At 62.2% G+C, this 22,582-nt stretch carries 23 protein-coding genes; 13 read left to right on the top strand and 10 right to left on the bottom strand.

Annotation, left to right across the window (positions count from 1 at the left end; translation table 11 throughout):
* The first annotated feature begins 19 nt into the window (after positions 1–19).
* Entirely contained in the window at positions 20–1,168 is a 1,149-nt protein-coding gene (locus AC0L24_RS12415; protein WP_127808069.1) for an acyl-CoA dehydrogenase family protein, read from the top strand.
* Between the two features lie 60 nt (positions 1,169–1,228).
* Positions 1,229–1,624: a RidA family protein gene (locus AC0L24_RS12410; protein WP_127808070.1), complete on the top strand. Its 396-nt coding sequence runs from the start codon at positions 1,229–1,231 to the stop codon at positions 1,622–1,624.
* A gap of 144 nt (positions 1,625–1,768) precedes the next feature.
* On the opposite strand, the gene AC0L24_RS12405 is transcribed toward AC0L24_RS12410, so the two are convergent.
* Positions 1,769–2,860: an LLM class flavin-dependent oxidoreductase gene (locus AC0L24_RS12405; RefSeq protein ID WP_128287525.1), complete on the bottom strand. Its 1,092-nt coding sequence runs from the start codon at positions 2,858–2,860 to the stop codon at positions 1,769–1,771.
* Between the two features lie 112 nt (positions 2,861–2,972).
* On the opposite strand from AC0L24_RS12405, the gene AC0L24_RS12400 reads away from it, so the two are divergent.
* The 4 genes from AC0L24_RS12400 (at position 2,973) to AC0L24_RS12385 (ending at position 6,313) form a co-directional block, all read left to right on the top strand.
* Entirely contained in the window at positions 2,973–3,296 is a 324-nt protein-coding gene (locus tag AC0L24_RS12400; protein WP_127322019.1) for a hypothetical protein, read from the top strand.
* Positions 3,297–3,367: 71 nt separating this feature from the next.
* Positions 3,368–4,165, top strand: coding sequence for an ABC transporter substrate-binding protein (locus tag AC0L24_RS12395; RefSeq protein ID WP_127268313.1), 798 nt, complete (start codon positions 3,368–3,370; stop codon positions 4,163–4,165).
* Positions 4,166–4,317: 152 nt separating this feature from the next.
* On the top strand, positions 4,318–4,992 hold the full coding sequence (locus AC0L24_RS12390; RefSeq protein WP_023811481.1) for an amino acid ABC transporter permease: 675 nt from the start codon (positions 4,318–4,320) through the stop codon (positions 4,990–4,992).
* Positions 4,993–5,038: 46 nt separating this feature from the next.
* Entirely contained in the window at positions 5,039–6,313 is a 1,275-nt protein-coding gene (locus AC0L24_RS12385) for a cysteine desulfurase-like protein (protein WP_473563748.1), read from the top strand.
* Positions 6,314–6,565: 252 nt separating this feature from the next.
* Here AC0L24_RS12385 and AC0L24_RS12380 read toward each other — a convergent pair whose 3' ends face one another.
* On the bottom strand, positions 6,566–7,150 hold the full coding sequence (locus AC0L24_RS12380) for a TetR/AcrR family transcriptional regulator (RefSeq protein ID WP_245481810.1): 585 nt from the start codon (positions 7,148–7,150) through the stop codon (positions 6,566–6,568).
* A gap of 103 nt (positions 7,151–7,253) precedes the next feature.
* On the opposite strand from AC0L24_RS12380, the gene AC0L24_RS12375 reads away from it, so the two are divergent.
* Positions 7,254–8,165: an alpha/beta fold hydrolase gene (locus AC0L24_RS12375; protein WP_127397773.1), complete on the top strand. Its 912-nt coding sequence runs from the start codon at positions 7,254–7,256 to the stop codon at positions 8,163–8,165.
* A gap of 144 nt (positions 8,166–8,309) precedes the next feature.
* Here AC0L24_RS12375 and AC0L24_RS12370 read toward each other — a convergent pair whose 3' ends face one another.
* The 5 genes from AC0L24_RS12370 to AC0L24_RS12350 form a co-directional block, all read right to left on the bottom strand.
* On the bottom strand, positions 8,310–9,140 hold the full coding sequence (locus AC0L24_RS12370; protein WP_127397772.1) for a dipeptide ABC transporter ATP-binding protein: 831 nt from the start codon (positions 9,138–9,140) through the stop codon (positions 8,310–8,312).
* Entirely contained in the window at positions 9,137–9,994 is an 858-nt protein-coding gene (locus tag AC0L24_RS12365; RefSeq protein WP_127267322.1) for an ABC transporter ATP-binding protein, read from the bottom strand. The genes AC0L24_RS12370 and AC0L24_RS12365 overlap by 4 nt, the downstream gene beginning before the upstream one ends.
* Before the next feature lie 2 nt (positions 9,995–9,996).
* The gene (locus AC0L24_RS12360; RefSeq protein ID WP_224618710.1) at positions 9,997–10,851 is read right to left on the bottom strand and encodes an ABC transporter permease subunit; all 855 of its coding nucleotides are present in this window, start codon (positions 10,849–10,851) and stop codon (positions 9,997–9,999) included.
* Positions 10,852–10,921: 70 nt separating this feature from the next.
* A complete protein-coding gene (locus AC0L24_RS12355; protein WP_127398204.1) occupies positions 10,922–11,929 on the bottom strand; it encodes an ABC transporter permease subunit in 1,008 nt (335 codons plus the stop codon).
* A gap of 50 nt (positions 11,930–11,979) precedes the next feature.
* Positions 11,980–13,572: an ABC transporter substrate-binding protein gene (locus AC0L24_RS12350; protein WP_127330705.1), complete on the bottom strand. Its 1,593-nt coding sequence runs from the start codon at positions 13,570–13,572 to the stop codon at positions 11,980–11,982.
* 470 nt (positions 13,573–14,042) lie between these two features.
* On the opposite strand from AC0L24_RS12350, the gene AC0L24_RS12345 reads away from it, so the two are divergent.
* Both AC0L24_RS12345 and AC0L24_RS12340 read left to right on the top strand, forming a co-directional pair.
* Positions 14,043–16,046 (top strand): long-chain fatty acid--CoA ligase, encoded by a 2,004-nt coding sequence (locus tag AC0L24_RS12345; protein ID WP_127397300.1) that lies wholly within the window; start codon positions 14,043–14,045, stop codon positions 16,044–16,046.
* A complete protein-coding gene (locus AC0L24_RS12340) occupies positions 16,043–16,780 on the top strand; it encodes a class I SAM-dependent methyltransferase (protein ID WP_127808075.1) in 738 nt (245 codons plus the stop codon). The genes AC0L24_RS12345 and AC0L24_RS12340 overlap by 4 nt, the downstream gene beginning before the upstream one ends.
* 233 nt (positions 16,781–17,013) lie before the next feature.
* Here AC0L24_RS12340 and AC0L24_RS12335 read toward each other — a convergent pair whose 3' ends face one another.
* Positions 17,014–17,628, bottom strand: coding sequence for a TetR/AcrR family transcriptional regulator (locus AC0L24_RS12335; protein WP_127397304.1), 615 nt, complete (start codon positions 17,626–17,628; stop codon positions 17,014–17,016).
* A 94-nt stretch (positions 17,629–17,722) separates the two neighbouring features.
* On the opposite strand from AC0L24_RS12335, the gene AC0L24_RS12330 reads away from it, so the two are divergent.
* From AC0L24_RS12330 to AC0L24_RS12315, 4 genes are all read left to right on the top strand, one after another.
* On the top strand, positions 17,723–17,908 hold the full coding sequence (locus AC0L24_RS12330) for a hypothetical protein (RefSeq protein WP_127808076.1): 186 nt from the start codon (positions 17,723–17,725) through the stop codon (positions 17,906–17,908).
* A gap of 41 nt (positions 17,909–17,949) precedes the next feature.
* Positions 17,950–18,411 carry a GFA family protein gene (locus tag AC0L24_RS12325; protein WP_127808077.1) on the top strand — a complete coding sequence of 154 codons (462 nt, stop codon included), beginning with the start codon at positions 17,950–17,952 and terminating at the stop codon, positions 18,409–18,411.
* A gap of 60 nt (positions 18,412–18,471) precedes the next feature.
* Positions 18,472–19,284 carry an oxidoreductase gene (locus AC0L24_RS12320; RefSeq protein ID WP_127808078.1) on the top strand — a complete coding sequence of 271 codons (813 nt, stop codon included), beginning with the start codon at positions 18,472–18,474 and terminating at the stop codon, positions 19,282–19,284.
* Between the two features lie 94 nt (positions 19,285–19,378).
* Positions 19,379–19,567 (top strand): hypothetical protein, encoded by a 189-nt coding sequence (locus tag AC0L24_RS12315; RefSeq protein WP_174800301.1) that lies wholly within the window; start codon positions 19,379–19,381, stop codon positions 19,565–19,567.
* Positions 19,568–19,854: 287 nt separating this feature from the next.
* On the opposite strand, the gene AC0L24_RS12310 is transcribed toward AC0L24_RS12315, so the two are convergent.
* Positions 19,855–20,577, bottom strand: coding sequence for an HAD family hydrolase (locus AC0L24_RS12310; protein WP_127808079.1), 723 nt, complete (start codon positions 20,575–20,577; stop codon positions 19,855–19,857).
* Positions 20,578–20,582: 5 nt separating this feature from the next.
* On the bottom strand, positions 20,583–22,232 hold the full coding sequence (gene pgi, locus AC0L24_RS12305) for a glucose-6-phosphate isomerase (protein WP_473563747.1): 1,650 nt from the start codon (positions 22,230–22,232) through the stop codon (positions 20,583–20,585).
* Between the last annotated feature and the right edge of the window lie 350 nt (positions 22,233–22,582).

Below are 22,582 nucleotides of genomic sequence, written 5' to 3'. Positions count from 1 at the left end.
AATAGTGGTGGAAGCACCCATGCCTGACCGCTCCTTCCTCTCCTGGCCGTTCTTCGAAGACCGCCATCGCAAGTGGGCCGAGCAGCTCGACGTATGGTGCGCGAAAAACCTGCCGGTCTCCCACCATGATGTCGACGCCGCCTGCCGCGAGCTGGTCAGCAAGCTCGGGCGAGACGACTGGCTGAAGCCGACGGCGATCGACCCAGACAATCCTGGCCCCCTCGACGTCCGCACTTTGTGTATCACGCGCGAGACACTCGCCCGTCATGACGGGTTGGCCGATTTCGCCTTCGCCATGCAGGGGCTTGGTACCGGCGCGCTCAGCCTGTTCGGCACGCCGCACCAGCAGCAATGGCTTGCGAAGACGCGTGCCGGAAAGGCGATATCCGCCTTCGCCCTGTCGGAACCGCGCTCGGGATCGGATGTCGCCAACACGGAAATGACGGCGACCCGCGACGGCGACAATTACGTTCTGTCGGGTGAAAAGACCTGGATCTCCAATGGCGGCATCGCGGACCTCTATGTCGTCTTTGCCCGCACCGGCGAGGCGCCGGGCGCCAAGGGGCTTTCCGCCTTCCTCGTGCCTGGCGACGCCAGGGGCCTTGGCATCGCCGAACGGCTGGAAGTGATCGCGCCGCACCCGCTGGCGCGCCTGTCTTTCGACCAGGTCCGCCTGCCTGCCGCTGCGCGGATCGGCAAGCCCGGCGACGGCTTCCGTATCGCCATGTCGGTGCTCGACGTGTTCCGCTCGACCGTCGGTGCGGCGGCGCTCGGCTTTGCCCGCCGCGCGCTGGACGAGAGCATCAAACGCGTGGCCGAGCGCAAGCTGTTCGGTGCCCCGATGGGCGAACTACAAATGGTGCAGGGCCACATCGCCGACATGGCGCTCGACATCGATGCGGCGGCGCTGCTGGTCTACCGCGCCGCCTGGACCAAGGACATGGGCGCCGCGCGGGTCACCCGCGAGGCGGCGATGGCCAAGCTGTTTGCCACCGACAAGGCGCAAGAGGTGATCGACAAGGCCGTGCAGTTGCATGGCGGCGACGGCGTCCGCAAAGGCCATATCGTCGAAAGCCTGTATCGCGAGATCCGCTCGCTGCGCATCTACGAGGGTGCCTCCGACGTGCAGAAAGTGGTGATCGCGCGGCAAGTGATGGGCGCGGCCTGACGGCTGGAAATCGACGAGCGATTTTTGAGACTTGGTTTTTTGGGTACCGGGAGGTTTTGAATGCATACGATTCTGCAGCCGGAAGGCTGGGCAAAACCTGTCGGTTACGCCAATGGCGTCGCGGCACGCGGACAGCTCGTCTTCGTTGGTGGACAGGTCGGCTGGAACGGCCAATGCCAGTTCGAGACCGACGACTTCGTTGGCCAGGTGCGACAGACGCTTCAGAACATCGTGGCGGTGCTGGCCGAGGCCGGTGCGGGGCCGCAGCACATCACCTCGATGACCTGGTATTTCACCGACAAGGCCGAGTATCTGGCCAACCTCAGGGGCATTGGCGAGGCCTATCGCGAGGTGATCGGCCGGCACTTTCCGGCGATGGCCGCCATGCAGGTGATGGCGCTGGTCGAAGACCGCGCCAAGGTGGAGATTCAGGCAACTGCCGTCATCCCGGAATAGGTGTACTGATATTCAGGTGATGCCGGTCTGCAAACGGCAGCTTCCTGCGCTTCCGGTGCTCGCGTACGAAAAGTACGCTCCGCTCCGGTTCTCGTAACCCACCGTTTTCGACTCGGCCTGACCTGAATCTCAACACACCTTCGGCTATACGCGCAGTCCCGCTTGCCGTAAAATCGGCAGTACGTGATCGCAGAAATAGGGCAGTTCTTGCGTGTAGTTGACGAAGGACAGCGCGATGCCCTGGTAGCCGTGTCCGGCGATGGCGGCCATGTCGGCGGCGATCGTTTCAGGCGTTCCGATCAGCGGGTAGGTGCCGGCGCCGCCGGCGAAGCGCTGCCGGTAGCGGTCATAGGCGTGCGGGTCGTGGGACTGCGAGAATTCCTTCTTGCCGGCCATATGGGCATCGACCGCATCGTGGTCGGCCATATCGACGGCATAGCGCGTGTAGTAGGCCTGCGCCTCTTCCATGGTAGGGCGGCAGACGACATGCGCCACCGTGTAGACACCGACATCACGGCCTGCCTTGTCGGCCCGCTCGCTGATATCGGCGACATGCTTGCCGGCATCGCTCATTTCCGAAAAGGTCGTGAACAGATAATCGCACCGGGCGGCGGCGAAATCGCGGCCCGGCCCGCCGAATGCGGCGTTCATGGTCACGGGGCGGGGAACCTGCAGGCTGGCCGGCCGGCTGACAGCCTCCTTGAGGCGATAATAGGTGCCTTCGTAATCGAGCGGTTCGGCCGAGGCATAGAGCTTTTCGAGGATTTCGATCCATTCGGCCGCCTGGTCATAGCCCTTCTCGACCAGCGGCGTGCCGAACATGCCGAATTCCTTCGGGTTCCAGCCGCAGACGATGTTCAAGCCCGCGCGGCCCTGGCTGATATGGTCGACCGTCGCCAGCGCCTTGGCGGCATAGAGCGGATGCACCAGCGGCACATGCACGGTCATGAACAGGCCGATCTGCTCGGTAGCCACAGCAAGCGCCGCCGCCCATGTGAAGGTTTCGAACGACCATTCGCGCACCTTGTTGCGGCCGCCAAAACCGCGCCAGCGCGCGATCGGCAGCATGAACTCCAGCCCTGCGCGGTCGGCGATCTGGGCCGCGGTCACATTGTCCTGCCAGTTTGCCGTCCAGCGTTCCGGAACGTCTGTGATAGCAAGGCCGCCATCGGCATTGGTCGAAAAGACGCCAAGCTTCAATCTGTTCGGGCCGTGCAAAGGGTGTGGTTTGTTCATGTCGCGACCTCCCGGCGAGAGAGCACACGCTAGGCCCGTGCCGAGATATTTCAAGCCTGAAATAGCTTCGGGTCGCCATCGCTCGCGGGTATCGGTTCCAGCGGGCCGCACGGTGTCCGCCACGCAACCGACACCGCAGCTTTTTAAGCTTAAAACTTTCGCCTTGAAAAGCGCCGCACTTTGGATAAGCATTCCACAGTCGATGGCGATTGCCTTGCCGGACGGGCTTGCCGGCCAGTCCATCGTGCAGACCAGTCCATCGTGCCGGCCAGTCCATCGTGGGTGCTCCGGGTGGGAGTCTCAGTTCTTGTCGTTCATACTGTCCCAGTCATCATCCAATGCGCGCCATGCCTTCGATGACGTGCGCGCGCAGATCCGCGATCTGCAACAAAAAACGTCGCCAACCATGACCGCATTGGTCGCTGCCATGAATTGACGCCCTGCGGTGCGGGGCGGCAAAAAACCGTGCGGGAGCAACCCGCCCGATCAACAACAGAGGGAACACAAATGAGCTTCACACGTCGCAAATTGCTTCTTCTCGCCGCCGCCATCGGCATCGCCGCCGGCCCCGCCACCGCTTATGCCGCCGATGTGCTCAATGTCGGCGCCTACCCGACCAATCCACCCTTCGAGTACAAGAACGAGAGCGGCACTTTCGAAGGCTTTGAAGTCGACATCGTCAACGAAGCCGCCAAGCGCATCGGCATGACCACCGACATCGCCGATCTCGGTTTCCAGGCACTGTTTGCCGCCACCACCTCGAAGCGCATCGACGTCGCCATCTCGTCGATCACCATCACGGCGGAGCGGCTGAAGTCACAGTCGTTCACGCAGCCCTATTATGATTCGGACATGGGCATCGCCACCAAGACCGACAGCGCGATCAAGGCCGAGGCCGACCTCAAGGGCAAGATCATCGGCGTGCTGTCCGGCTCGACCGGCGAAACCTGGGTCAAGGCGCATCAGGAAGCCGATGGCTTCAGCGACGTGAAGGGCTACGACACGCAGCAGAACCTGCTCCTCGACCTCAGCGCCGGCCGCGTCGATGCGGCCGTCAGCGACATTCCGGGCATGGAGTATTCCTTCACCAAGATGAAGGACCTGGTCGTCAAGGAGCGCATCAAGACCGGTGAGCAATACGGCCTGATGATGACCAAGGACCACCCGCTGCTCGGCAAGCTGAACGATGCGCTGAGCGCGATGAAGAAGGACGGCACCCTGGCCGCCATCCACAAGAAGTGGTTCGGCAGCGACGCGCCGGCCGACTCCTCGACCATGAAGGAAATGCCGCTGCCGAAGGCCTGATCTGAAAGCTGCGCTGACATCGTGCCGGCTTTCCAGGCCGGCACGATTCATTTCATGCTCCAGCGCCGGCTTCCGCGCCGACTGCCTCGCCATCTGCGAGGCATATTGGTTTTAACCTGAGCATGATTGCTCTCGGGTTCGGGAACGCTCCCATGTCGCTGCTGGATACCTTCTTTAACCCCGACGTCATCATGTCCAGCCTGCCGGCGCTGCTGCGCGGCTTCCTGAACACGCTGCTGCTCGGCATTTTGAGCATCGGCATCGGGATCCCCATCGGCCTGGGGATCAGCCTGGTGCGGCTCTATGCGCCGAAGCCGCTGCGCTGGCTCGCGGTCGGCTACACCGACATCTTCCGCGCCCTGCCGGTGCTGGTCGTGCTGATCCTGATCTACTACGCGCTGCCCTTCCTCGGCATACGCCTGTCGTCCTGGGCGTCGGCGGTGACTGCCTTCGCCTTCATCATGTCGGCTTACTCGGCCGAAGTGTTCCGCTCCGGCATCGAAAGCATTCCGCGTGGCCAGTTCGAGGCGTCGCAGGCGCTTGGCCTGCCGTTCCTCCTGACCTTGCGCAAGGTGGTGCTGCCGCAAGCGATCCGCGTCGTCATCCCGCCGATGACCAGCAACTGCGTCTCGATGTTCAAGGACACCTCGCTCGCCTCCACCGTGGCGCTGCCGGAACTCTTGAAGGAGGCGACCAACGCGCAGTCGCTCTACGCCAACCCCTCGCCGCTGATCGGCGCAGCCCTCGTCTATCTCATCTTCCTCTGGCCGATGGTCCGCCTCGTCAGCCTGCTTGAAGAGCGCTTCAAGACCGAAAAGAAGCGCTGACCTCCGCCACCTGATCCCCGCCCAAGTCCTTTGCAGGAGCCTACCCGTGAACAAGCACCAGACCGACAATGCGAATGCCACCGCGTTCCCCGTCGACGCCATCCGCGCCATGTTTCCAGCTTTACAGCGGGCTGGCGACTTCATCTTCTTGGACAATGCCGCCGGCGCGCAAATTCCGCAGAGCGTGCTCGACGCGGTGACCAACCATCTGGTTTCGCACAATGTGCAGCGTGGCGGCCGTTATGGCCGCAGCGTCACTGTCGACCAGTCGGTCGCCGATGCGCGGACAAGCGTCGCGCTGCTCATCAACGCCTATAGCCCGGCGGAAATCTGCTTCGGCATGAACGCCACCTCGTTCATCCGCCTGGTCAGCCTCGGCATCGGTCAGATGCTGCAGGAGCGCGACGAGATCGTCATCACCGACATGGACCATGATGCCAACATCGCGACCTGGCTGGCTCTGGAGTCCGCCGGTGCAAAGTTCAAATGGTGGCGCATGCGCGAGGACGGCAATCTGCATGTCGACGACCTTCGCCCGCTGGTTTCCGACCGCACCCGTCTCGTCGCCAGCACGGTCACCGCGCATTCGATCGGCTCGATCGTCGATGTCGCCGCGGTGGCCGAGATCGCACATGCGGCCGGCGCCGAAGTGTTCCTCGACTGCGTGCATTACGGACCGCACGGGCTGATCGACGTGCAGGCCTGGGATTGCGACTATCTCGTCTGCTCCGGTTACAAGAATTTCTCGCCGCATATGGGCTTCCTGTGGGGCCGTTTCGAAATGCTGAAGCGGCTGCCGACCTTCCGCGAGGATTTCATCCCCGACGAGCCGCCCTACAAGGTCGAGGCCGGCACCTTCATCTACGAGAACGTTTCCGGAATGGATGCCGCCGTGCAGTATCTTGAACTGATCGGCCGCAATCTGGCGCCGTCCAACAACCGCTCGCGGCGCGACAACATCGTTGCCGGCATGGGCGCCATCCGCGACTATGAGCTGGTGCTGGCGCGTGAGATGCTGGCCGTGCTGAAAGGTTGCGGCGCGACCATCTACGGCGTTGCCGACGAGGCCCGCATCAATGAGCGTGTGCCGACCTTCTGCTTCAACATCGGCAGACTGTCGCCGCAGCGGGTCGTCGAGGAAATGGCCGAGATGCAGATCGGCATCCGCGACGGCCACATGTACGCGCCGCGACTGATGAAGCGTCTCAACCTCTCAATGGACAGCGGCGCCATCCGCGCCTCCCTGGTCCACTACAACACCGTGGGCGAAATCCACAAGTTCGGCGAGGCGCTGCGCGCCATCATCGCCAAGCTGTCGTGATCGGCGTCTAGAGCGAGATGCAGTCAGGCCGAACCGGCGTGGGCTCCATCTACCTTCAGCGCATTTGGTGCGACGCCAAGTTATTCCACCTAGCTGAAAACGCTCCAAGTCAAAACTCGGTCGGCTGGCAGCCGCAAATGGCTGGTCAGAAATGGACGCTAGGACCGCGCCAGAAGCGGCCATTCGGATATGCATTTCGGAACGATGGGAACGGGGCCGACAACGGACTGTCAGCATTTATCGGTAGAATGGCTATTGGGTCGGCCAGGCTCTCATCGCGATATCAGCGATGCGGTGGAGTTCGTCTGGCTGGGCTCCGCTCGCGGCCTCGACGGCGATGCCGCGCAGAATTGCAACCAGGTATCCTGAGAGGGCAGCTGTATCGGTGTCCTTGCCGACATCACCGTCTATCTGAGCACGTTCGAGACGTTTAGCTATCTGGTTTCTAAGTTGCCCGCGTCGAAGATTTGTCTCCTTGCGGGCCGACGCGCTGTCGTCGCTCCCTATCAGGGCACCATGCACCATAAGGCAACCTGGCGGATTTCTCGTGTCGGAGTGGAACGCGCATGCACCATATATCAGCCCCGCAGCAAGCGCGCGTGCAGTTGGCGCGTCCAAGGCATTCTGGATGAAATGCGACGTCTCGCGGTCATAGCGGTCGAGCACCTTCAGGAACAACTCTTCCTTGTTGCCGAACGCCGCGTAGAGACTGGGGCGCGTAATGCCTAGCTCTTCAGTAAGGTCAGTCAGCGATGTGCCCTCGTAGCCCTTGCGCCAGAAAAGCCGCATCGCCTGCACGAGTGCTTTCTCGGTATCGAACTCTCTCGGCCTGCCCATAGTCACTCACTCTCTTTATTGTACCGACTGGTATATTATCGCTTGACGCGTGAATCGATCTGCCTTTTATATACCGATCGGTAGATAATGGGGAAGTGAAGCGATGTCGAAGCTGTTGATCTTTTGTACTGCGCTGTTGCTGGCCACGCAGACCGCCAGCGCCAACGTTAAACCGTTTCCGGCCAGCTTCGAAACGCGCGAGGTCAAGACGGACGGTGTGACGATCCACGTGCGCGTAGGTGGTTCCGGTCCTGCGGTACTAATGCTGCACGGGTACGGTGAGACGGGAGACATGTGGGAGCCGCTCGCCGTTGAAATGGCAAAGGATCACATGGTCGTCGTGCCGGATCTACGTGGCATGGGTCTGTCGTCTCATCCTGAGACTGGCTACGACAAGAAAACTCAGGCTGCCGACATGGAAGCAGTCCTGCGCAGCCTAAATATCCAAAGCGTCGATCTCGTCACGCATGACATTGGCAATATGGTGGGTTTTGCCTTTGCTGCGCAGCATCGGGATCAGGTGTCCAAATTTGTGCTGATCGACGCACCTGTTCCCGGCGTCGGCCCCTGGGAAGAAATACTCAAGAACCCGCTTCTCTGGCATTTCAGGTTCGGTGGACCGGATATGGAGCGGCTCGTGGCAGGTCGGGAGCGGATTTATCTCGACCGATTTTGGAACGAGTTTTCTGCCGATCCATCACATTTCGACGAAGCGTCCCGTGAGCACTATGCCGCTCTCTACGCTTTGCCGGGCGCGATGCACTCCGGCTTCGCGCAGTTCGCAGCCTTCGACCAGGACGCGCTCGACAACAAGGCGATCCTGGAAACGTCAGGAAAGCTGAAGATGCCCTTGCTGGCAATCGGAGGAGAAATGTCGTTCGGTACTCAAATGGCGACGGTGATGCGCTTCGCCGCGGACAACGTTACCGAGGGCGTCATTCCCGGTTCGGGACATTGGATCATGGAGGAGAATCCGGTCGCCACGGTGAAAGTGGTCACTGACTTCCTCAGATAAACGCGATCGGTTTGCTATCAGCTTTCAGGCATCGCGCAAACAGAGTTTGGTGGACGACTTGGGCGCAAAGCTGCCGTCCACTTCGCGGAAGACGTAAGTCGTGTTCGGGCAAAACTCAATCGTTCAGAGTAATTGGGTTTTGGCTCAAGCCGCCTTCTTCTTCGCCAGTCTTGCCTTGATCGAGGCGACGTCGGCGCGCGGGGTCGCGGCGAACAGCGTCCTGGTGTAGCTGTGCTTGGGGTCGGCGAAGACCTCGTCGCGCGAGCCGTATTCGACCGCTTCGCCGAAATACATCACCATCACATCGTCGGCGATGTAGCGCACCACGGACAGATCGTGGCTGATGAAGACATAGGTCAGCTGGAACTCGTCCTGCAGGTCGGCGAGCAGGTTGAGCACCTGTGCCTGCACGGAAAGATCTAGCGCCGAGACCGGCTCGTCCAACACCAGCAGGCTTGGGTTGAGCATCAGCGCACGGGCAATGGCAATGCGCTGGCGCTGGCCGCCCGAGAACATGTGCGGGTAGCGGTTGTAGTGCTCGTGACCGAGGCCGACTTTCTTCAGCATCTTCATCGCCAGGTCGCGCCGCTCGGCCGCCGGCTTGTCGGTGTTGATCAAAAGCGGCTCGCCCAGCACGTCGCCGATCTTCTGGCGCGGATTGAGCGATCCATAGGGGTTCTGGAAGACGATCTGGACCTTGCGGCGCATCTCTTTGGTCAATCCGCCCTTGGCGATATCGACCTTGTTGCCGTCGATGAACAGGTCGCCTGACGTCGCCGGATCGATCAGCGTGATGATGCGGGCGAGCGTGGACTTGCCGCAGCCGCTTTCGCCGACGATGGCCAGCGTCTTGCCCTTGTCGACCTTGAACGAGACGCCCTTGACCGCGTGCACGGTACGCGGCCCGGTGAACAGGCCACCACCGATGTGGTAGTCGCGGACAATGTTCTTGCCTTCGAGGACCGTGGTGTTCATGAGGCGGCTCCCGCGGCAGAGGGGGCCGGCTCGAACAGCATGTCGGAAACGGTCGGCAGCCGGTCGCCGACGGCGTTCTCCGGCAAAGCCGACAACAGCGCCCGCGTGTAATTGCTTTTCGGCGATTCGAACAACGACAGCACGTCGGCCTCTTCCATCTTGCGGCCCTTGTACTGGACGATGACGCGATCGGCGGTCTCGGCCACCACGCCCATATTGTGGGTGATCATGATCAGGCCCATGCCGTATTTGGCCTGCAGCGAAACCAGCAGATCGAGGATCTGCTTCTGGATGGTGACGTCGAGCGCCGTCGTCGGCTCGTCGGCGATCAGCAGTTTCGGATTGCAGGCGATAGCGATGGCGATCATGACGCGCTGGCATTGGCCGCCCGACATCTGGTGCGGAAACGAGCTCAGCCGTTCTTCCGGATCGGCGATGCCGACCAGCTTCATCAATTCGATGGCGCGGGCCCGCCGCTGAGCGCGATCCATACCCATATGGAAGCGCAGCACCTCCTCGATCTGGAAGCCGACGGTGAAGCACGGATTGAGGCTGGCGATCGGCTCCTGGAAGATCATCGAGATGTCCTTGCCGACGATCTTGCGGCGTTCGGACGGGCTGAGCTTCAGGAGATCGACGCCGTCGAAGGCCATGCGGTCTGCCTTGACGGTTGCCGTGTTGGGCAACAGGCCCATCACCGCGAGCATCGCCACGGACTTGCCGGAACCGGACTCGCCTACAATCGCCAGCACTTCGCGCGGCTCGATCGAGAGGTCGATGCCTTGCACGGCCATGAACGGTCCGGCCGCGGTGTCGAAGGAAACGGTGAGGTTCTTGATCTCGAGCAGAGGCATGCTCACGACCTCTTCAGCTTGGGGTCGAGCGCGTCGCGCAGGCCGTCGCCGATCAGGTTGATGGCGAAGACGGTGATCAGGATGGCGAGGCCCGGGAAGGTCACCACCCACCAGGCGCGCAGGATGAACTCGCGCGCTTCGGCCAGCATGGTTCCCCATTCCGGCGTCGGCGGCTGCGCGCCCATGCCGAGGAAGCCAAGGGCCGCCGCCTCGAGGATGGCGTTGGAGAAGGACAGCGTCGCCTGCACGATCAGCGGCGCGATGCAGTTGGGCAGGATGGTGACCAGCATCAGCCTGAGATGGCTGGCCCCGGCGACCTTGGCCGAGACGACATATTCGCGGGTCTTCTCGGCCATCACGGCGGCGCGGGTGAGCCGGGCGAAATGCGGCTGCAGCACAAAGGCGATGGCGATCATGGCGTTGACGAGGCCAGGGCCGAGAACCGCGACAAGCACCAGGGCCAGCAGCAGCGACGGGAAGGCCAGGATGATGTCCATGATGCGCATGATCAGCGTGTCGACCCAGCCGCGGCAGTAGCCGGCGAGCAGGCCGAGAATGACGCCTGAGATCAGCGCTGACGTGACGACGACGAAGCCGATGGCGAGCGAGAACCGCGAGCCGTAGATCAGCCGCGACAGCATATCGCGGCCGACAGCGTCGGTGCCGAGCAGGAACTGCGCGTTGCCGCCTTCCTGCCAGGCCGGCGGCGTCAGGAAGAAGTCGCGGAACTGATCGTCCGGCGAATGGGGCGCCAGCAGCGGCGCGAAGATGGCGATCAGGATCAGCAGCGCAAAGACGAAGAGCCCGATCACCGCGCCCTTGTTGACGGAGAAGTAATGCCAGAACTCGCCGAACATCTGCAGCCTGGCGTCCTGCGGCTTGACGACGGTCGCGGCTTCGATGGTGGCTGGGCCTTCGTTGCTCATGTCAGTTGGCCCGGATGCGTGGGTTGATGACGGCGTAGAGCACGTCGACGATGAGGTTCACCGACATGACGATCAGCGCGATCAAAAGCAACCCGCCCTGCACGGTGAAATAGTCGCGCTTGGAAATGGCGTCGATCATCCATTTGCCGATGCCGGGCCAGGAGAAGATGCTCTCGGTCAGGATGGCGCCGGTCAAAAGCGTGCCGACCTGCAGGCCGATGGTGGTGACGACCGGGATCAGCGCGTTGCGGAAGGCATGCAGGCCGATGACGCGGCGCGGCGCCAGGCCCTTGGCACGCGCGGTGCGGACATAGTCCTCACCCAGCACTTCGAGCATCGCCGAGCGCGTCTGCCTGGCGATGACTGCGAGCGGGATAGTGCCGAGCACGATCGTGGGCAGGACGAGGTGCGACAGTGCCGAGCGGAATGCGCCCTTCTGGCCCGAGATCAGCGAATCGATGGTCATGAAACCGGTCACCGGCTTGAAGAAATAGAGAAGGTCGATGCGGCCGGAAACCGGCGTCCAGTGCAGCGTGCCGGAGAAGACGATGATCAGCAGCAGGCCCCACCAGAAGATCGGCATGGAATAGCCCGCCAGCGCCGTGCCCATCGTCAGCTGATCGAACCAGGAACCGCGACGGATGGCGGCGAAGATGCCGGCGGCGACACCCAGGATGACGGCAAAGATCATGGCGAAGATGGCGAGTTCGACCGTTGCCGGGAAGCGCACCAGGAAATCCTTCAGCACCGGCGTCTTGGTGGAAAACGAGGTGCCGAAATCACCGCTGAGGATGTTGGTCAGATAGGTCAGATATTGTTGCCAGATCGGCAGGTCGAAACCGAACTGGTGCATCAGCGCCGTGTGGCGTTCGGGCGACAGGCCGCGTTCGCCCGCAAGCACCAGCACCGGATCACCGGGCAGGATGCGCACGAAGCCAAAGGCGAGGATGGTTATCCCGATGAAGGTCGGGATGATGAGGGCGAGCTTGCCGAGGATATAACGCAGCATGGCGGGCGAGTGGGGGCGTCACCATATGGTGGCGCCCCCGTTTCGCAACCTTATTCGGCGATATCGACGCCGTCGAAGCGGTGGATACCGAGCGGATCCATCGCAAAGCCGGTGACGGTCTTCTGCATCGGCATGAACACCTTGGAGTGAGCGAGCGTCGCCCAGGGTGCCTGTTCCTTGAAGATGACCTGTGCCTGTTCATAGAGCTTGGTGCGCTCGGCCTGATCCGAAACGGTCTTGGCCTTGTTGATGAGCGCATCGAAGTCCTTGTTGCACCATTCCGCGCGGTTGTTCGAACCGACGGAAGCGCAGCTCAGGAGCACGCCGAGGAAGTTGTCCGGATCGCCATTGTCGCCGGTCCAGCCGACGATGACGGCGCCGTCGTGATCGACCGCGGAAGCGCGCTTGAGGTATTCACCCCAATCGTAGCTGACGATCTCGACGGTGACGCCGACCTTGGCGAAGTCCGCCTGGATCAGCTCGGCGGTACGGCGCGCGTTCGGCATATACGGGCGCGACACCGGCATGGCCCAGACGTTCATCTTGAGGTCCTTGACGCCGGCCTCTTCAAGCAGCTTCTTGGCTGCATCCGGATCGTAAGGATCGTCCTTCACTTCCTTGTTGTAGGACCACATGGTCGGCGGGATCGGATTGATCGCCACCTGGCCGGCGCCCTGGAAGACGGCGTCGATGATGGCCTTCTTGTTGATGGCCATGTTGAGCGCCTTGCGGACGCGCACGTCGTCGAACGGCTTCTGCTGGGTGTTGTACATCAGCGCGCCGACATTGAGGCCTTCCTGCTCCTCGACCTTCAGGTTCGGATCGGCCTGCAGGCCTGCGATGTCGGCCGGTGCCGGGTACGACATGATGTTGCATTCGCCGGCCTTGAGCTTCTGCGCGCGCACCGCCGGATCGGTGGTGATGGCGAAGACCAGATCGTCGATCTTCTGCTTGCCGCCCCAATAGTCCGGGTTGGCCTTGTAACGGATGGCGGCGTCGGTCTGGTAGTCGACGAAGATGAACGGACCGGTGCCGATCGGCTTCTGGTTGAACAGCTCAGGCGTCTTGTCGGCCTGCAGCTTGTCGGCATATTCCTTGGAGACGACCGAAGCGAAATCCATGCCCAGCGTTGGAATGAAAGTGATCGCCGGCTCCTTGAGGGTGAACTTCACCGTCAGGTCGTCGACCTTCTCGACCTTGGCGATGTTTTCGCCGAACTGGTCATTGTAATACTGGTATGCAATGCCCGGAATGTACTGAAACCAAGGGCCGTTCTTGTCGACCTGGCGTTCGAACGAGAACACCACGTCGTCAGCGTTGAAGTCGCGCGTCGGGGTGAAATAGTCGGTCGCGGCGAACTTGACGCCCTTGCGCAGCTTGAAGACATATTCCTTGCCATCGTCGGAGATCGTCCAGCTCTCGGCCAGGCCCGGCGAGGTCGTCGTCTTGCCGTGATCGAATTCGACAAGGCGGTTGAAGACGGTGCGCGATGACGCGTCGAACGTCTGGCCTGCGGTATACGGCGCCGGATCGAAACCCTCCGGCGAAGCTTCCGCGCAGTAGACCAGAGTTTTCGCATTGGCCACGCCGCCCAGGACGCTTGCAGCCAGCAACGCGGCTGCAAAAGTCAGCTTCTTATTCATTGAGCACTCCCTGATGTTCTTCCAAGCCCCTCTATCAGGCTCGCGAAGCGCGCATATAAGCACCGTTTTTCCGGCTTTGGAACACCCCGTTTGCTTACCCCGCGGGAAGCAGGAAAAAAATCCGCTATTTTGCCAAATTGGAGAAAAAATTAGCAGTTTCTTCCATTCACGAGATTATTAACAACCGAATTTTTTTATTGATCGCCAAGCTGACGATATAATGTTCCCCGCGCTTCCGAGCGGCCGAGGGATGCGCCAGAACACCGTTTGGCAGCGCTGGCGGCGGCAAGGACTTTCGACGGCAAATCTTTCGCCGTGTTGCCGCAAGGGCAAGACTTGCACGGTCACCAAGGGAGGCAATACATAGGGTATAACGGCCGCAGCGGAGGGCGCCCTTGTCAATTCAGAGGCGAGGTCAATTCAGGGGCGAGCGCGGCGCGAATGAACAAGACTTGTCCAGGGAGGAACGGGTGGCAAAAGCATCAAGGACGACGACGGTGAAAGCGGGAGCCAAGGCGCCGTCGAAAGCAGCCGGTACTGCCAAGCCGAAAGCACCCGTTGCCAAGGTCGCCACGCCGAAGGCGGCCGCGGCGCCCGTAAGGGCAAGCACAAAGCCGGCGGTGAAAGCCCCGGCCAAGGCCGCGGCCGAAAAGACGGCGCCGGGGAGTAAAGCGGGTGCGGCAAAGCCCGCTGTCAGGCCGGCGTCGAAGGCTGCGGCGGCGGTGAAGGCCCCACCGGCGGCAAGGCCGACCGCCGCCACCGCCAACCGATTGCCGAAAGCATTGACGGCGCTGGCCGCCGGCTTGCCGGAAAAGCCGTGGCTCAAGAGCTATCCGAAAAACGTGCAGGCGGAGATCGGCGCCCTGCCCTACAGCTCGATCGGCGATTTCCTCGTCGGCGCCTGCAAGCAGTTTTCCGCGCAGCCGGCCTTCACCTGCATGGACAAGTCCATCAGCTACACCGATATCGAGCGGCTGTCGGCGGCCTTCGGCGCCTACCTGCAATCGAAGGGCCTGCAGAAAGGCGCGCGCGTCGCGCTGATGATGCCGAACGTGCTGCAATATCCGGTGGCGATGATGGCGATCTTGCGCGCCGGCTATGTCGTGGTGAACATCAATCCGCTCTACACGCCGCGCGAGCTCGAACACCAGTTGAAGGATTCCGGTGCGCAAGCCATCGTCATCCTGGAAAACTTCGCCAACACCTTGCAGGCGGTGATCGCGAGGACGGCGGTCAAGCATGTGGTGGTCGCCGCGATGGGCGACATGCTCGGCGGCCTGAAGGGCACCATCGTCAATTTCGTCGTGCGCCGCGTGAAGAAGATGGTGCCGGCATGGTCCTTGCCCGGCCATGTCAAGTTCAATGCCGCCATGAAGGCCGGCGCCGGCATGGGCTTCAAGCCGGCCAAGGTGGAAGCCGACGATGTCGCCTTCCTGCAATATACGGGCGGCACCACGGGCGTGTCGAAGGGCGCCACACTGCTGCACAGAAACGTGCTCGCCAACGTCGCGCAGAACGCGCAGTGGATGGAGGACGCCTACACGATCAAGCCGAAACCGGCGCACCCCAACTTTATCTGCGCGCTGCCGCTCTATCATATTTTCGCGCTGACCGTGAACGCACTGATGGGCATGCAGCAAGGCGCCCGAAATGTCCTCATTCCCAATCCGCGCGACATTCCCGGCTTCGTCAAGGAACTGCAGAAGTATCCGGTGCACATCTTTCCCGGCCTCAACACGCTGTTCAACGCGCTGCTCAACAATGAGGATTTCCGCAAGCTCGACTTCAAGCCGCTGGTGCTGACGCTGGGCGGCGGCATGGCGGTGCAGAAGGGCGTTGCCGAACGCTGGAAGACGCTGACCGGTTGTTCGGTCACCGAAGGCTACGGCCTCTCGGAAACTTCGCCGGTGGCCACCGCCAACAAGTTCACCGCCGGCGACTTCACCGGCACCATCGGTTTGCCGCTGCCCTCGACCGAGATCGCCATCCGCGACGACGACGGCAACAATTTGCCGCTCGGCGAGGTCGGCGAGGTCTGCATCCGAGGACCGCAAGTGATGGCGGGCTACTGGAACCGGCCCGATGAGACCGCCAAGGTGATGACCAAGGACGGCTACTTCAAATCCGGCGACATGGGCTTCATGGACGAGCGCGGCTACACCAAGATCGTCGACCGCAAGAAGGACATGATCCTGGTCTCGGGCTTCAATGTCTATCCGAACGAACTCGAGGAAGTCGTGGCCATGCATCCGGGCGTGCTCGAAGTGGCGGCGGTCGGCGTGCCGGACGAGCATTCGGGCGAGGTGCCGAAACTGTTCGTGGTCAAGAAGGATCCGGCGCTGACCGCAGAGACGCTCACCGCCTTCTGCCGCGAGAACCTGACCGGCTACAAGCGGCCCAAATACATAGAATTCAGGACCGAGCTGCCGAAGACGCCGGTCGGCAAGATCCTGCGGCGAGCTTTGCGCGAATGATTGCAGCCGGCGGCGCGGATGCCGTAAATGCACCTTGCCGTCCTGACCCGGCAGAATTCATCAGGACGAACATGCGCCTCGCCCCGGTGCCGTCGGTGCCTGAGATCCGGCTCTACACGCCGCACCCGGCCAGCGGCCTGAGGCGGCTTACCGATCCGCTCCAAGGCTCCGACGCCGATGACGACACATTCGAGGCGGACGAACCTGAGCCGCAGCCGCCTTACTGGGCTTATGTGTGGGCCGGCGGCGCGGTGCTTGCGCGCCACATCATGGATCACCCGCAAACGGTGGCCGGTCGCCGCGTGCTCGACCTTGGCGCCGGTTCCGGCCTCGTTGGCATCGCCGCAGCCAAGGCCGGTGCGCGCGAAGTGATCGCCGCCGAAATCGACCGCAACGGCGTTGCCGCAATCGGCCTTAACGCCGCGGCCAACGACATCGAGATCACCATTGTCGACAAGGACATCACGACGGCTCCCCCGCCGCCGGTCGACCTCGTGCTTGCGGGGGACGTGTTCTATGGCCGCGAGGTCGCTCTACGCTTCATCCCGTTCCTCGACCGCTGCCTGGCAGCCGGCATCGAAGTGCTGGTCGGCGATCCCCGCCGCAACGACCTGCCGCTGTCGCGGCTGCGGTTGCTCGCCGAATACAAGGTGCCGGATTTCGGCGACGCGAAGGGTGCCGCGAGCAAGCCGAGCGGTGTGTTTTCCTTCGAGGCGGATAACCGCTGGCGCTGAGATCAAAACCCAGTCAGTCGGAATGACCGGGTTCGACCTCCATCTTTGCCGCAACGACGTTGCTGGCCATTACCTGAAAGCAGACATTCGACTGCTGCACCACGTTGGCCGTTTTGCGCCTCATTTCGGCCGTTGCCGTCGTGACGGCCGCTGCCCAGAAGCGGACAAAGGCGAGGCAGAGCACCGTGGCACCTTTGCGCCAGAAGCTGCCATTGGCAAATGACCAAGTTAGGTCAATCCCCCTGCTCGACCGCCAGTCCTTCGATGAGAGTGTCCAGTGCCGCCTCGAGGGGGTTCGGCCCCACCTTTTCGGGCACGAGAAGGCCGTCAATAGCAAGCATGGCGATGCCGTGCAGCAAGGCCCAGCACGTCGCTGCCTGGCCCTGTATTGGTCGATTGCGAATAAGGCCGGCGGCCTGACCCCGTCGCAACAGCTCGACCGTCACCTCAAATACGCTGAGAGCACTATCGCTCAAGTGGAGGCCTGTCGATCGTCCCTCTTCAGCGCTGAACATCAGGCGATAGAGCGCCGGATTTTGCATGGCGAAGGCGATGTACGCCTGTGCAATCGGCACGACCTCATCGCGCAATGATGCAGTGTTTTTTGGTGTCGCACCGTTGAGTGTTGCCGCTAGTTCGGCAAATCCCAACTTCGCCAGCTCGGCCAACAACGCCGACTTGTCGTGAAAGTGCTTATAGGGCGCCGCGTGGCTCACACCGGCCCGGCGAGCGACTTCCCGCAGCGTGAACTGCCAGTCCTTCTCCTCCCGAAGCATGTCCTGTGCCGTGTCGATGACTGCACGACGGAGATCACCGTGATGGTAGGGGCGACTAATCGGGTCTGGCATGATAGCAAAGTTTCTCGTGGATACATTGTTGACAGTGACTACTTCAAGGCTTATGTAGAGGCATAAGTTTCTCTTGTCTACATCAGAGTGGATCATGAACGCCATATCAAAAACCACCGACGCCGATCACATAGGCGGTTTTCTGTCAGCCCAGCTGCGCGACGAGGCCCTGAGCCATGCCAAGGGCATCTATGAGCAGGTTCGGTGGAACACCATCAAGCTCCTGCACGCCCCCTCCGGGCGGCCGGTCGAAATCAGTCTCAACATGATGCTGCGGTGACCGGAATGGCGTCCCCAAATGAAACCCAGAAGCATCAGCACGTGACCGCCGACAGCTCGTTCCCGCTCACCGGCTCGTGCGAGTGCGGCGCCTGCTCGTTCGAAATCCAAGTCGCGCCAAAGGGCAGGTTCCGGTGTCATTGTCTCATATGCCAAGGCTTCACTGGCAGGCACTTTTCCGACGTCGTCGTCGTGCCGGCCAGGCATGTCACGCTGAATGACGCCTCGAACATCTCCTTCGCTAAGTATCGCCCGCCGCCGAACTTCAATCGCGGCAAATGCCGGACATGCGGAAAGCCCGTAGTCGAGGTCGCGGGGGTAGGCTCCCTGCAGCTGATGTTCATTCCGGTCTTCAATCTGCGGCCGACCGCGCCTTTGACTCCCGTTCGCGCCGACGTCTTCTACCACCGCCGCGTCGAGGACATGCATTACGGCGTCCCCCACTACAGCGGTTACTGGCCAAGCCAATATGCCATCACCCGCACGATTATCCGCAGCCTGTGACGAGCTGCTTCTCAGCGCTTGCTGCCATCACAAATCGAACCAACTGAAAGAGACATTCAAATGAGCAAAGACAACAAGGCAATCGCGCTGGTGACCGGCGCTTCCTCGGGCATCGGCCTGGCGACCGCCAAGGCACTGGTCAGGGCGGGCTACTGGGTGTTCGGCACGAGCCGCAAGGCCGTTGCAGACCGCGACGGGATCACCATGCTGGTCTGCGATGTCACTGAAGATGCATCGGTGGAGGCGCTGGTTGCCGAGATCGCGCGACGCGCCGGGCGCATCGACCTCGTCGTCAACAACGCCGGGATCGGCATGCTGGGTGGCGCCGAGGAATCATCCATTGGCCAGACTAAAAGACTGTTCGACGTCAATGTGTTCGGCGTCGCCCGCGTCGTCAACGCGGTGTTGCCCATCATGCGCCGTCAGAAGAGTGGTCGGATCATCAACATGAGTTCCATTCTCGGCCTGATCCCCTCGCCGTTCAACGCCTTCTATGCATCGACCAAGCACGCCATCGAAGGTTATTCGGAGTCGCTGGATCACGAAGTGCGGGGCTTCGGCGTCCGCGTCCTCATGGTCCAACCAGGCGTAACGCACACCGCCTTCGAGGAAAACCTGACGCGGGCGGACCAGCCTATTGACGTCTATGGCGTCGGCCGCGACCGCAGCGAGAAGCTGATGCGCAAATGGGTGGATGCTGGCGATGATCCGCAGGTGGTCGCCGATGCTGTGGTGAAGGCCGCAACCGCGGCCAACCCCCGGCTGCGTTATCCTGCAGGACCACAGGCCCGCCAGCTCAGCATGGTGCGCCGGTTCATGCCGCAGCGCATCATGGACCGCATGCTGCATCGGTATAACGGCTTCAACGGCTAACGCTCGCAAACCGAAGGCCCGCAGCCCGACCGCACCTTGGCGAAGCTCGCGACGGCGATCCGGCACACCCAAACAATCAATCAATCTGGAGGCGATGATCAATCGTGCCGTACTGCCGCCCGACGCCGACCTGGTCGCCGCGTATGGTGAGTTCAGCCGATCACTCACCTTGCCAGGATTTCTCGTGCGTGCCGCTGGGAGCCAGGCCTTGATCCAGCAAGCGGGCTCCGATATCGAGTACCGTCTAGGGCACTACCTCGGCATCGCCAATCAACGGGGCTGAGACAACGCCGGGTGACGAGCGCAACAGCGCTCCTCACCCCCACTGCTACACAAAGTGTGAGGCAGCTTTGGGCCACTTCCGGCCCTAGGCTTTCATCGGCGGTATGTCCGTTTCTCGATAAACGTCCCCCAATAGCGGCCTGTCTGCCACCGGCCCCATGACAGACATAGAAGCGAGCGAACTGCACGTCTGCTTTCCTGAACTGCTTCCCCGAAACCTGCCGTTCCGCTTTCCACCAATCAGCCGTTGGCGGGAAAGCCCAAGTTGATTTTGCCCCGCCTCGGCCGTCAGATCGCCTCCTTGACCCGCGCCGAGAGAAAATCCGGCAGGTCGGCGACCGAATCCAAGATCACATCGGCAATGCCGGCCAGCGATTCGCGGGTGCCGGTGCCGGAGAGCACGCCGACTGCCAGCCCGCAGCCACCGGCACGCGCCATTTCGAGGTCGTGCCTGTTGTCGCCGACCATGGCGATCTCCGCCGGCCTGAGGCCGGTGAGGTCGCTGAAAGCCAGGATGGTGTCGGGCGCCGGCTTCGGATTGGCCACCGCGTCGTAGCCATAGGCCGCGTCGAACAATTGGGCGACGCCGAGCGTCACCAGCGTCTTTTCCGCGCCGCTGGTCGAATCATTGGTGGCGACGCCAAGCCGGTAGGATTTCCTGTGCAAGGCCGTCAACGTGTCGACGATGCCCGGCAGCGCCACGGCCATCGCCGAGCCCTGCACAGAGGTGATCTCGTTGAAGCGGGCAACCGCAAGCATCTGGTCCTCGTTGGACAGGCGCGGAAACCACAATTCGACGACGTCGAGATTGGTGCCGGACGCAAAGATCGAGTCGGGCTTGAAGCGTTTGTTGGCGAAATCGAAGCCGGCGGCGGCCAGCAGCCTGTCGGCTTTCCAGCGATCGCCTTCGGACGCATCCATGGCCATGAAGTCGGCAACGCCGAGCCAGGTTGCGTTGAAGTCGACAAGCGTGCCGTCCTTGTCGAACAATATTCCCTTGATGTCTGCCAAGCTTTTCACTCCGCGCCACGCAAATGGTGGATGAATCCCACAAGGCCAGCGGTCGATGCATCCCGCTTGGCGGCACTTTCCTTGCCCTCCACGACAGGCAGAAGGCCGGTGGCCAGTTCCTTGCCGAGCTCGACGCCCCACTGGTCGAAGGAGTTGATGTCGAACAGCGTGCCCTCGACGAAGACGCGGTGCTCGTAGAGCGCGATCAGCCGGCCGAAGGTGCGTGGGTCGAGTTTGCGGTAGAGGATGGTCAGCGAGGGCCGGTTGCCCGAGAAGACGCGGTGCGGCGCTATCTTGTCGACGTCGGCCGGCTTCATGCCCTTGGCCAGCATCTGGGCGCGGGCTTCGTCCAGCGTGCGGCCCTTCATCAGCGCTTCCGACTGCGCCAGGCAGTTGGCGAGCAGCAGATCGTGCTGGTGTTTGAGTTCCGGCTCGTGGCCGACCGCCGCGGCGAGGAACTCGACCGGGATGAAATCGGTGCCCTGGTGCAGCAGCTGGAAGAAGGCATGCTGGCCGTTGGTGCCGGGCTCGCCCCAGACCAGCGGTCCGGCCGGCGTCGTCACCTCTGTGCCTTCGAGGGTGACGCTCTTGCCGTTCGATTCCATGTCGAGCTGCTGCAGATAGGCCGGCAGCCTGGACAGGCGCTGGTCATACGGGATGACGGCGCGCGCCGGGTAGCCGCAGATGACGCGATGCCACCAGCCGACCAGTCCAAGCAGCGCCGGCAGGTTCTCCTGCACCGGCGCGGTGCGGAAATGCTCGTCCATCTCATGCGCGCCATCGAGGAAGGCGCGAAAATTCCGCGGGCCGACAGCGATCATCACCGGCAGGCCGATGGCGCCCCAGAGCGAATAGCGGCCGCCGACCCAGTCCCAGAAGCCGAAGACGCGATCCGGCTCGATGCCGAACTTGGCCACCAGGTCGAGTGCGGTGGAGACGGCGGCGAAATGCTTGCCGACCGCTTCCTTACCCAGTGCTTCCTGCACCCATTTCCGAGCGGTTTCGGCGTTGGTCATCGTTTCGACGGTGGTGAAGGTCTTGGAAGCGATGATGAAAAGCGTGGTTTCGGCGGAGAGGCCCTTCAGCGTGTCGTGGATATGGGCGCCGTCGATGTTGGAAACGTAATGTGCGCGCGGCCCGTCATGATAGGGCGCCAGCGCCAGCGTCGCCATGGCCGGGCCGAGATCGGAACCGCCGATGCCGATGTTGACGATGTCGGTGATCTTCTTGCCGGTGGCGCCAGCCGCCTTGCCCGAGCGCACGGCATCGGCAAAGGCGCCCATGGCGTCGAGCACGGCGATGACGTCAGCCTTGACGTCCTGGCCATCGACGGTGACGCCCTTGCCGGTCAGGTTGCGCAGCGCCGTGTGCAGCACGGCACGGTCCTCAGTGACGTTGATCTTCTTGCCGGCGAACATGGCGGCGCGGCGGCCTTCGAGATCGGCGGCCTGGGCGAGCTTTTCCAGCAGCTCCATGGTGGTCGCGTCGACCGCGCATTTCGACCAGTCGAGCAGCAGATCGCCGTCGGCAGCGGAGAATTCCACGAACCGCTTGGGATCGGCGGCGAAGGCCTGGCGCATGCTGGCGGGCGCCGCCGCGCGGTGGTCACGCAAGGCGGCGAGCTGTTTTTGAAAGGACGATTGATCCACTGCCAAACTCCGAGACCTCGAGCCATCATTACGGACCGGATGTTTCCGGCGCGTGTCGTCGCGACAATCTATCGGGCCGAACTCCACCCGTTTCAATGCGCAGCGATGACGCACACCGTCACCCCAGCGATGACGCAGACGTCACGCGGCGATCACGCAGACGTCACGTACGGTGTCATCGCCGGGATGAGGCGCCGCGTCACCCCAGGATGCCGCAACGCGGCATCAAAAGGACGTGAAGGATCACTGGCATAAATCCCAACGATCAGAAAAATTGATTGGCGCAACCCCTTGTGCCACGGTTACGTTCGGCTGGTCCAGCCAAGCGAAAAAGGCTGGCCATCGAGGAAATCTCC

It is taken from the genome of Mesorhizobium sp. WSM4809, from assembly GCF_055811655.1.
Note: the sequence above shows the minus strand (reverse complement) of the source record. Positions and strands in the feature narration are given on the sequence as shown.

What these genes read in the sequence shown, in the direction of transcription:
- AC0L24_RS12320 (WP_127808078.1), top strand. Translation starts at nt 18,472, where the DNA reads ATGAGCAAAGACAACAAGGCAATCGCGCTGGTGACCGGCGCTTCCTCG.
- AC0L24_RS12415 (WP_127808069.1), top strand. Translation starts at nt 20, where the DNA reads ATGCCTGACCGCTCCTTCCTCTCCTGGCCGTTCTTCGAAGACCGCCAT.
- AC0L24_RS12395 (WP_127268313.1), top strand. Translation starts at nt 3,368, where the DNA reads ATGAGCTTCACACGTCGCAAATTGCTTCTTCTCGCCGCCGCCATCGGC.
- AC0L24_RS12375 (WP_127397773.1), top strand. Translation starts at nt 7,254, where the DNA reads ATGTCGAAGCTGTTGATCTTTTGTACTGCGCTGTTGCTGGCCACGCAG.
- AC0L24_RS12315 (WP_174800301.1), top strand. Translation starts at nt 19,379, where the DNA reads ATGATCAATCGTGCCGTACTGCCGCCCGACGCCGACCTGGTCGCCGCG.
- AC0L24_RS12365 (WP_127267322.1), bottom strand. Translation starts at nt 9,994, where the DNA reads ATGCCTCTGCTCGAGATCAAGAACCTCACCGTTTCCTTCGACACCGCG.
- AC0L24_RS12330 (WP_127808076.1), top strand. Translation starts at nt 17,723, where the DNA reads ATGAACGCCATATCAAAAACCACCGACGCCGATCACATAGGCGGTTTT.
- AC0L24_RS12340 (WP_127808075.1), top strand. Translation starts at nt 16,043, where the DNA reads ATGATTGCAGCCGGCGGCGCGGATGCCGTAAATGCACCTTGCCGTCCT.
- AC0L24_RS12370 (WP_127397772.1), bottom strand. Translation starts at nt 9,140, where the DNA reads ATGAACACCACGGTCCTCGAAGGCAAGAACATTGTCCGCGACTACCAC.
- AC0L24_RS12335 (WP_127397304.1), bottom strand. Translation starts at nt 17,628, where the DNA reads ATGCCAGACCCGATTAGTCGCCCCTACCATCACGGTGATCTCCGTCGT.
- AC0L24_RS12405 (WP_128287525.1), bottom strand. Translation starts at nt 2,860, where the DNA reads ATGAACAAACCACACCCTTTGCACGGCCCGAACAGATTGAAGCTTGGC.
- AC0L24_RS12380 (WP_245481810.1), bottom strand. Translation starts at nt 7,150, where the DNA reads ATGGGCAGGCCGAGAGAGTTCGATACCGAGAAAGCACTCGTGCAGGCG.
- AC0L24_RS12350 (WP_127330705.1), bottom strand. Translation starts at nt 13,572, where the DNA reads ATGAATAAGAAGCTGACTTTTGCAGCCGCGTTGCTGGCTGCAAGCGTC.
- AC0L24_RS12410 (WP_127808070.1), top strand. Translation starts at nt 1,229, where the DNA reads ATGCATACGATTCTGCAGCCGGAAGGCTGGGCAAAACCTGTCGGTTAC.
- AC0L24_RS12360 (WP_224618710.1), bottom strand. Translation starts at nt 10,851, where the DNA reads ATGTTCGGCGAGTTCTGGCATTACTTCTCCGTCAACAAGGGCGCGGTG.
- AC0L24_RS12390 (WP_023811481.1), top strand. Translation starts at nt 4,318, where the DNA reads ATGTCGCTGCTGGATACCTTCTTTAACCCCGACGTCATCATGTCCAGC.
- AC0L24_RS12355 (WP_127398204.1), bottom strand. Translation starts at nt 11,929, where the DNA reads ATGCTGCGTTATATCCTCGGCAAGCTCGCCCTCATCATCCCGACCTTC.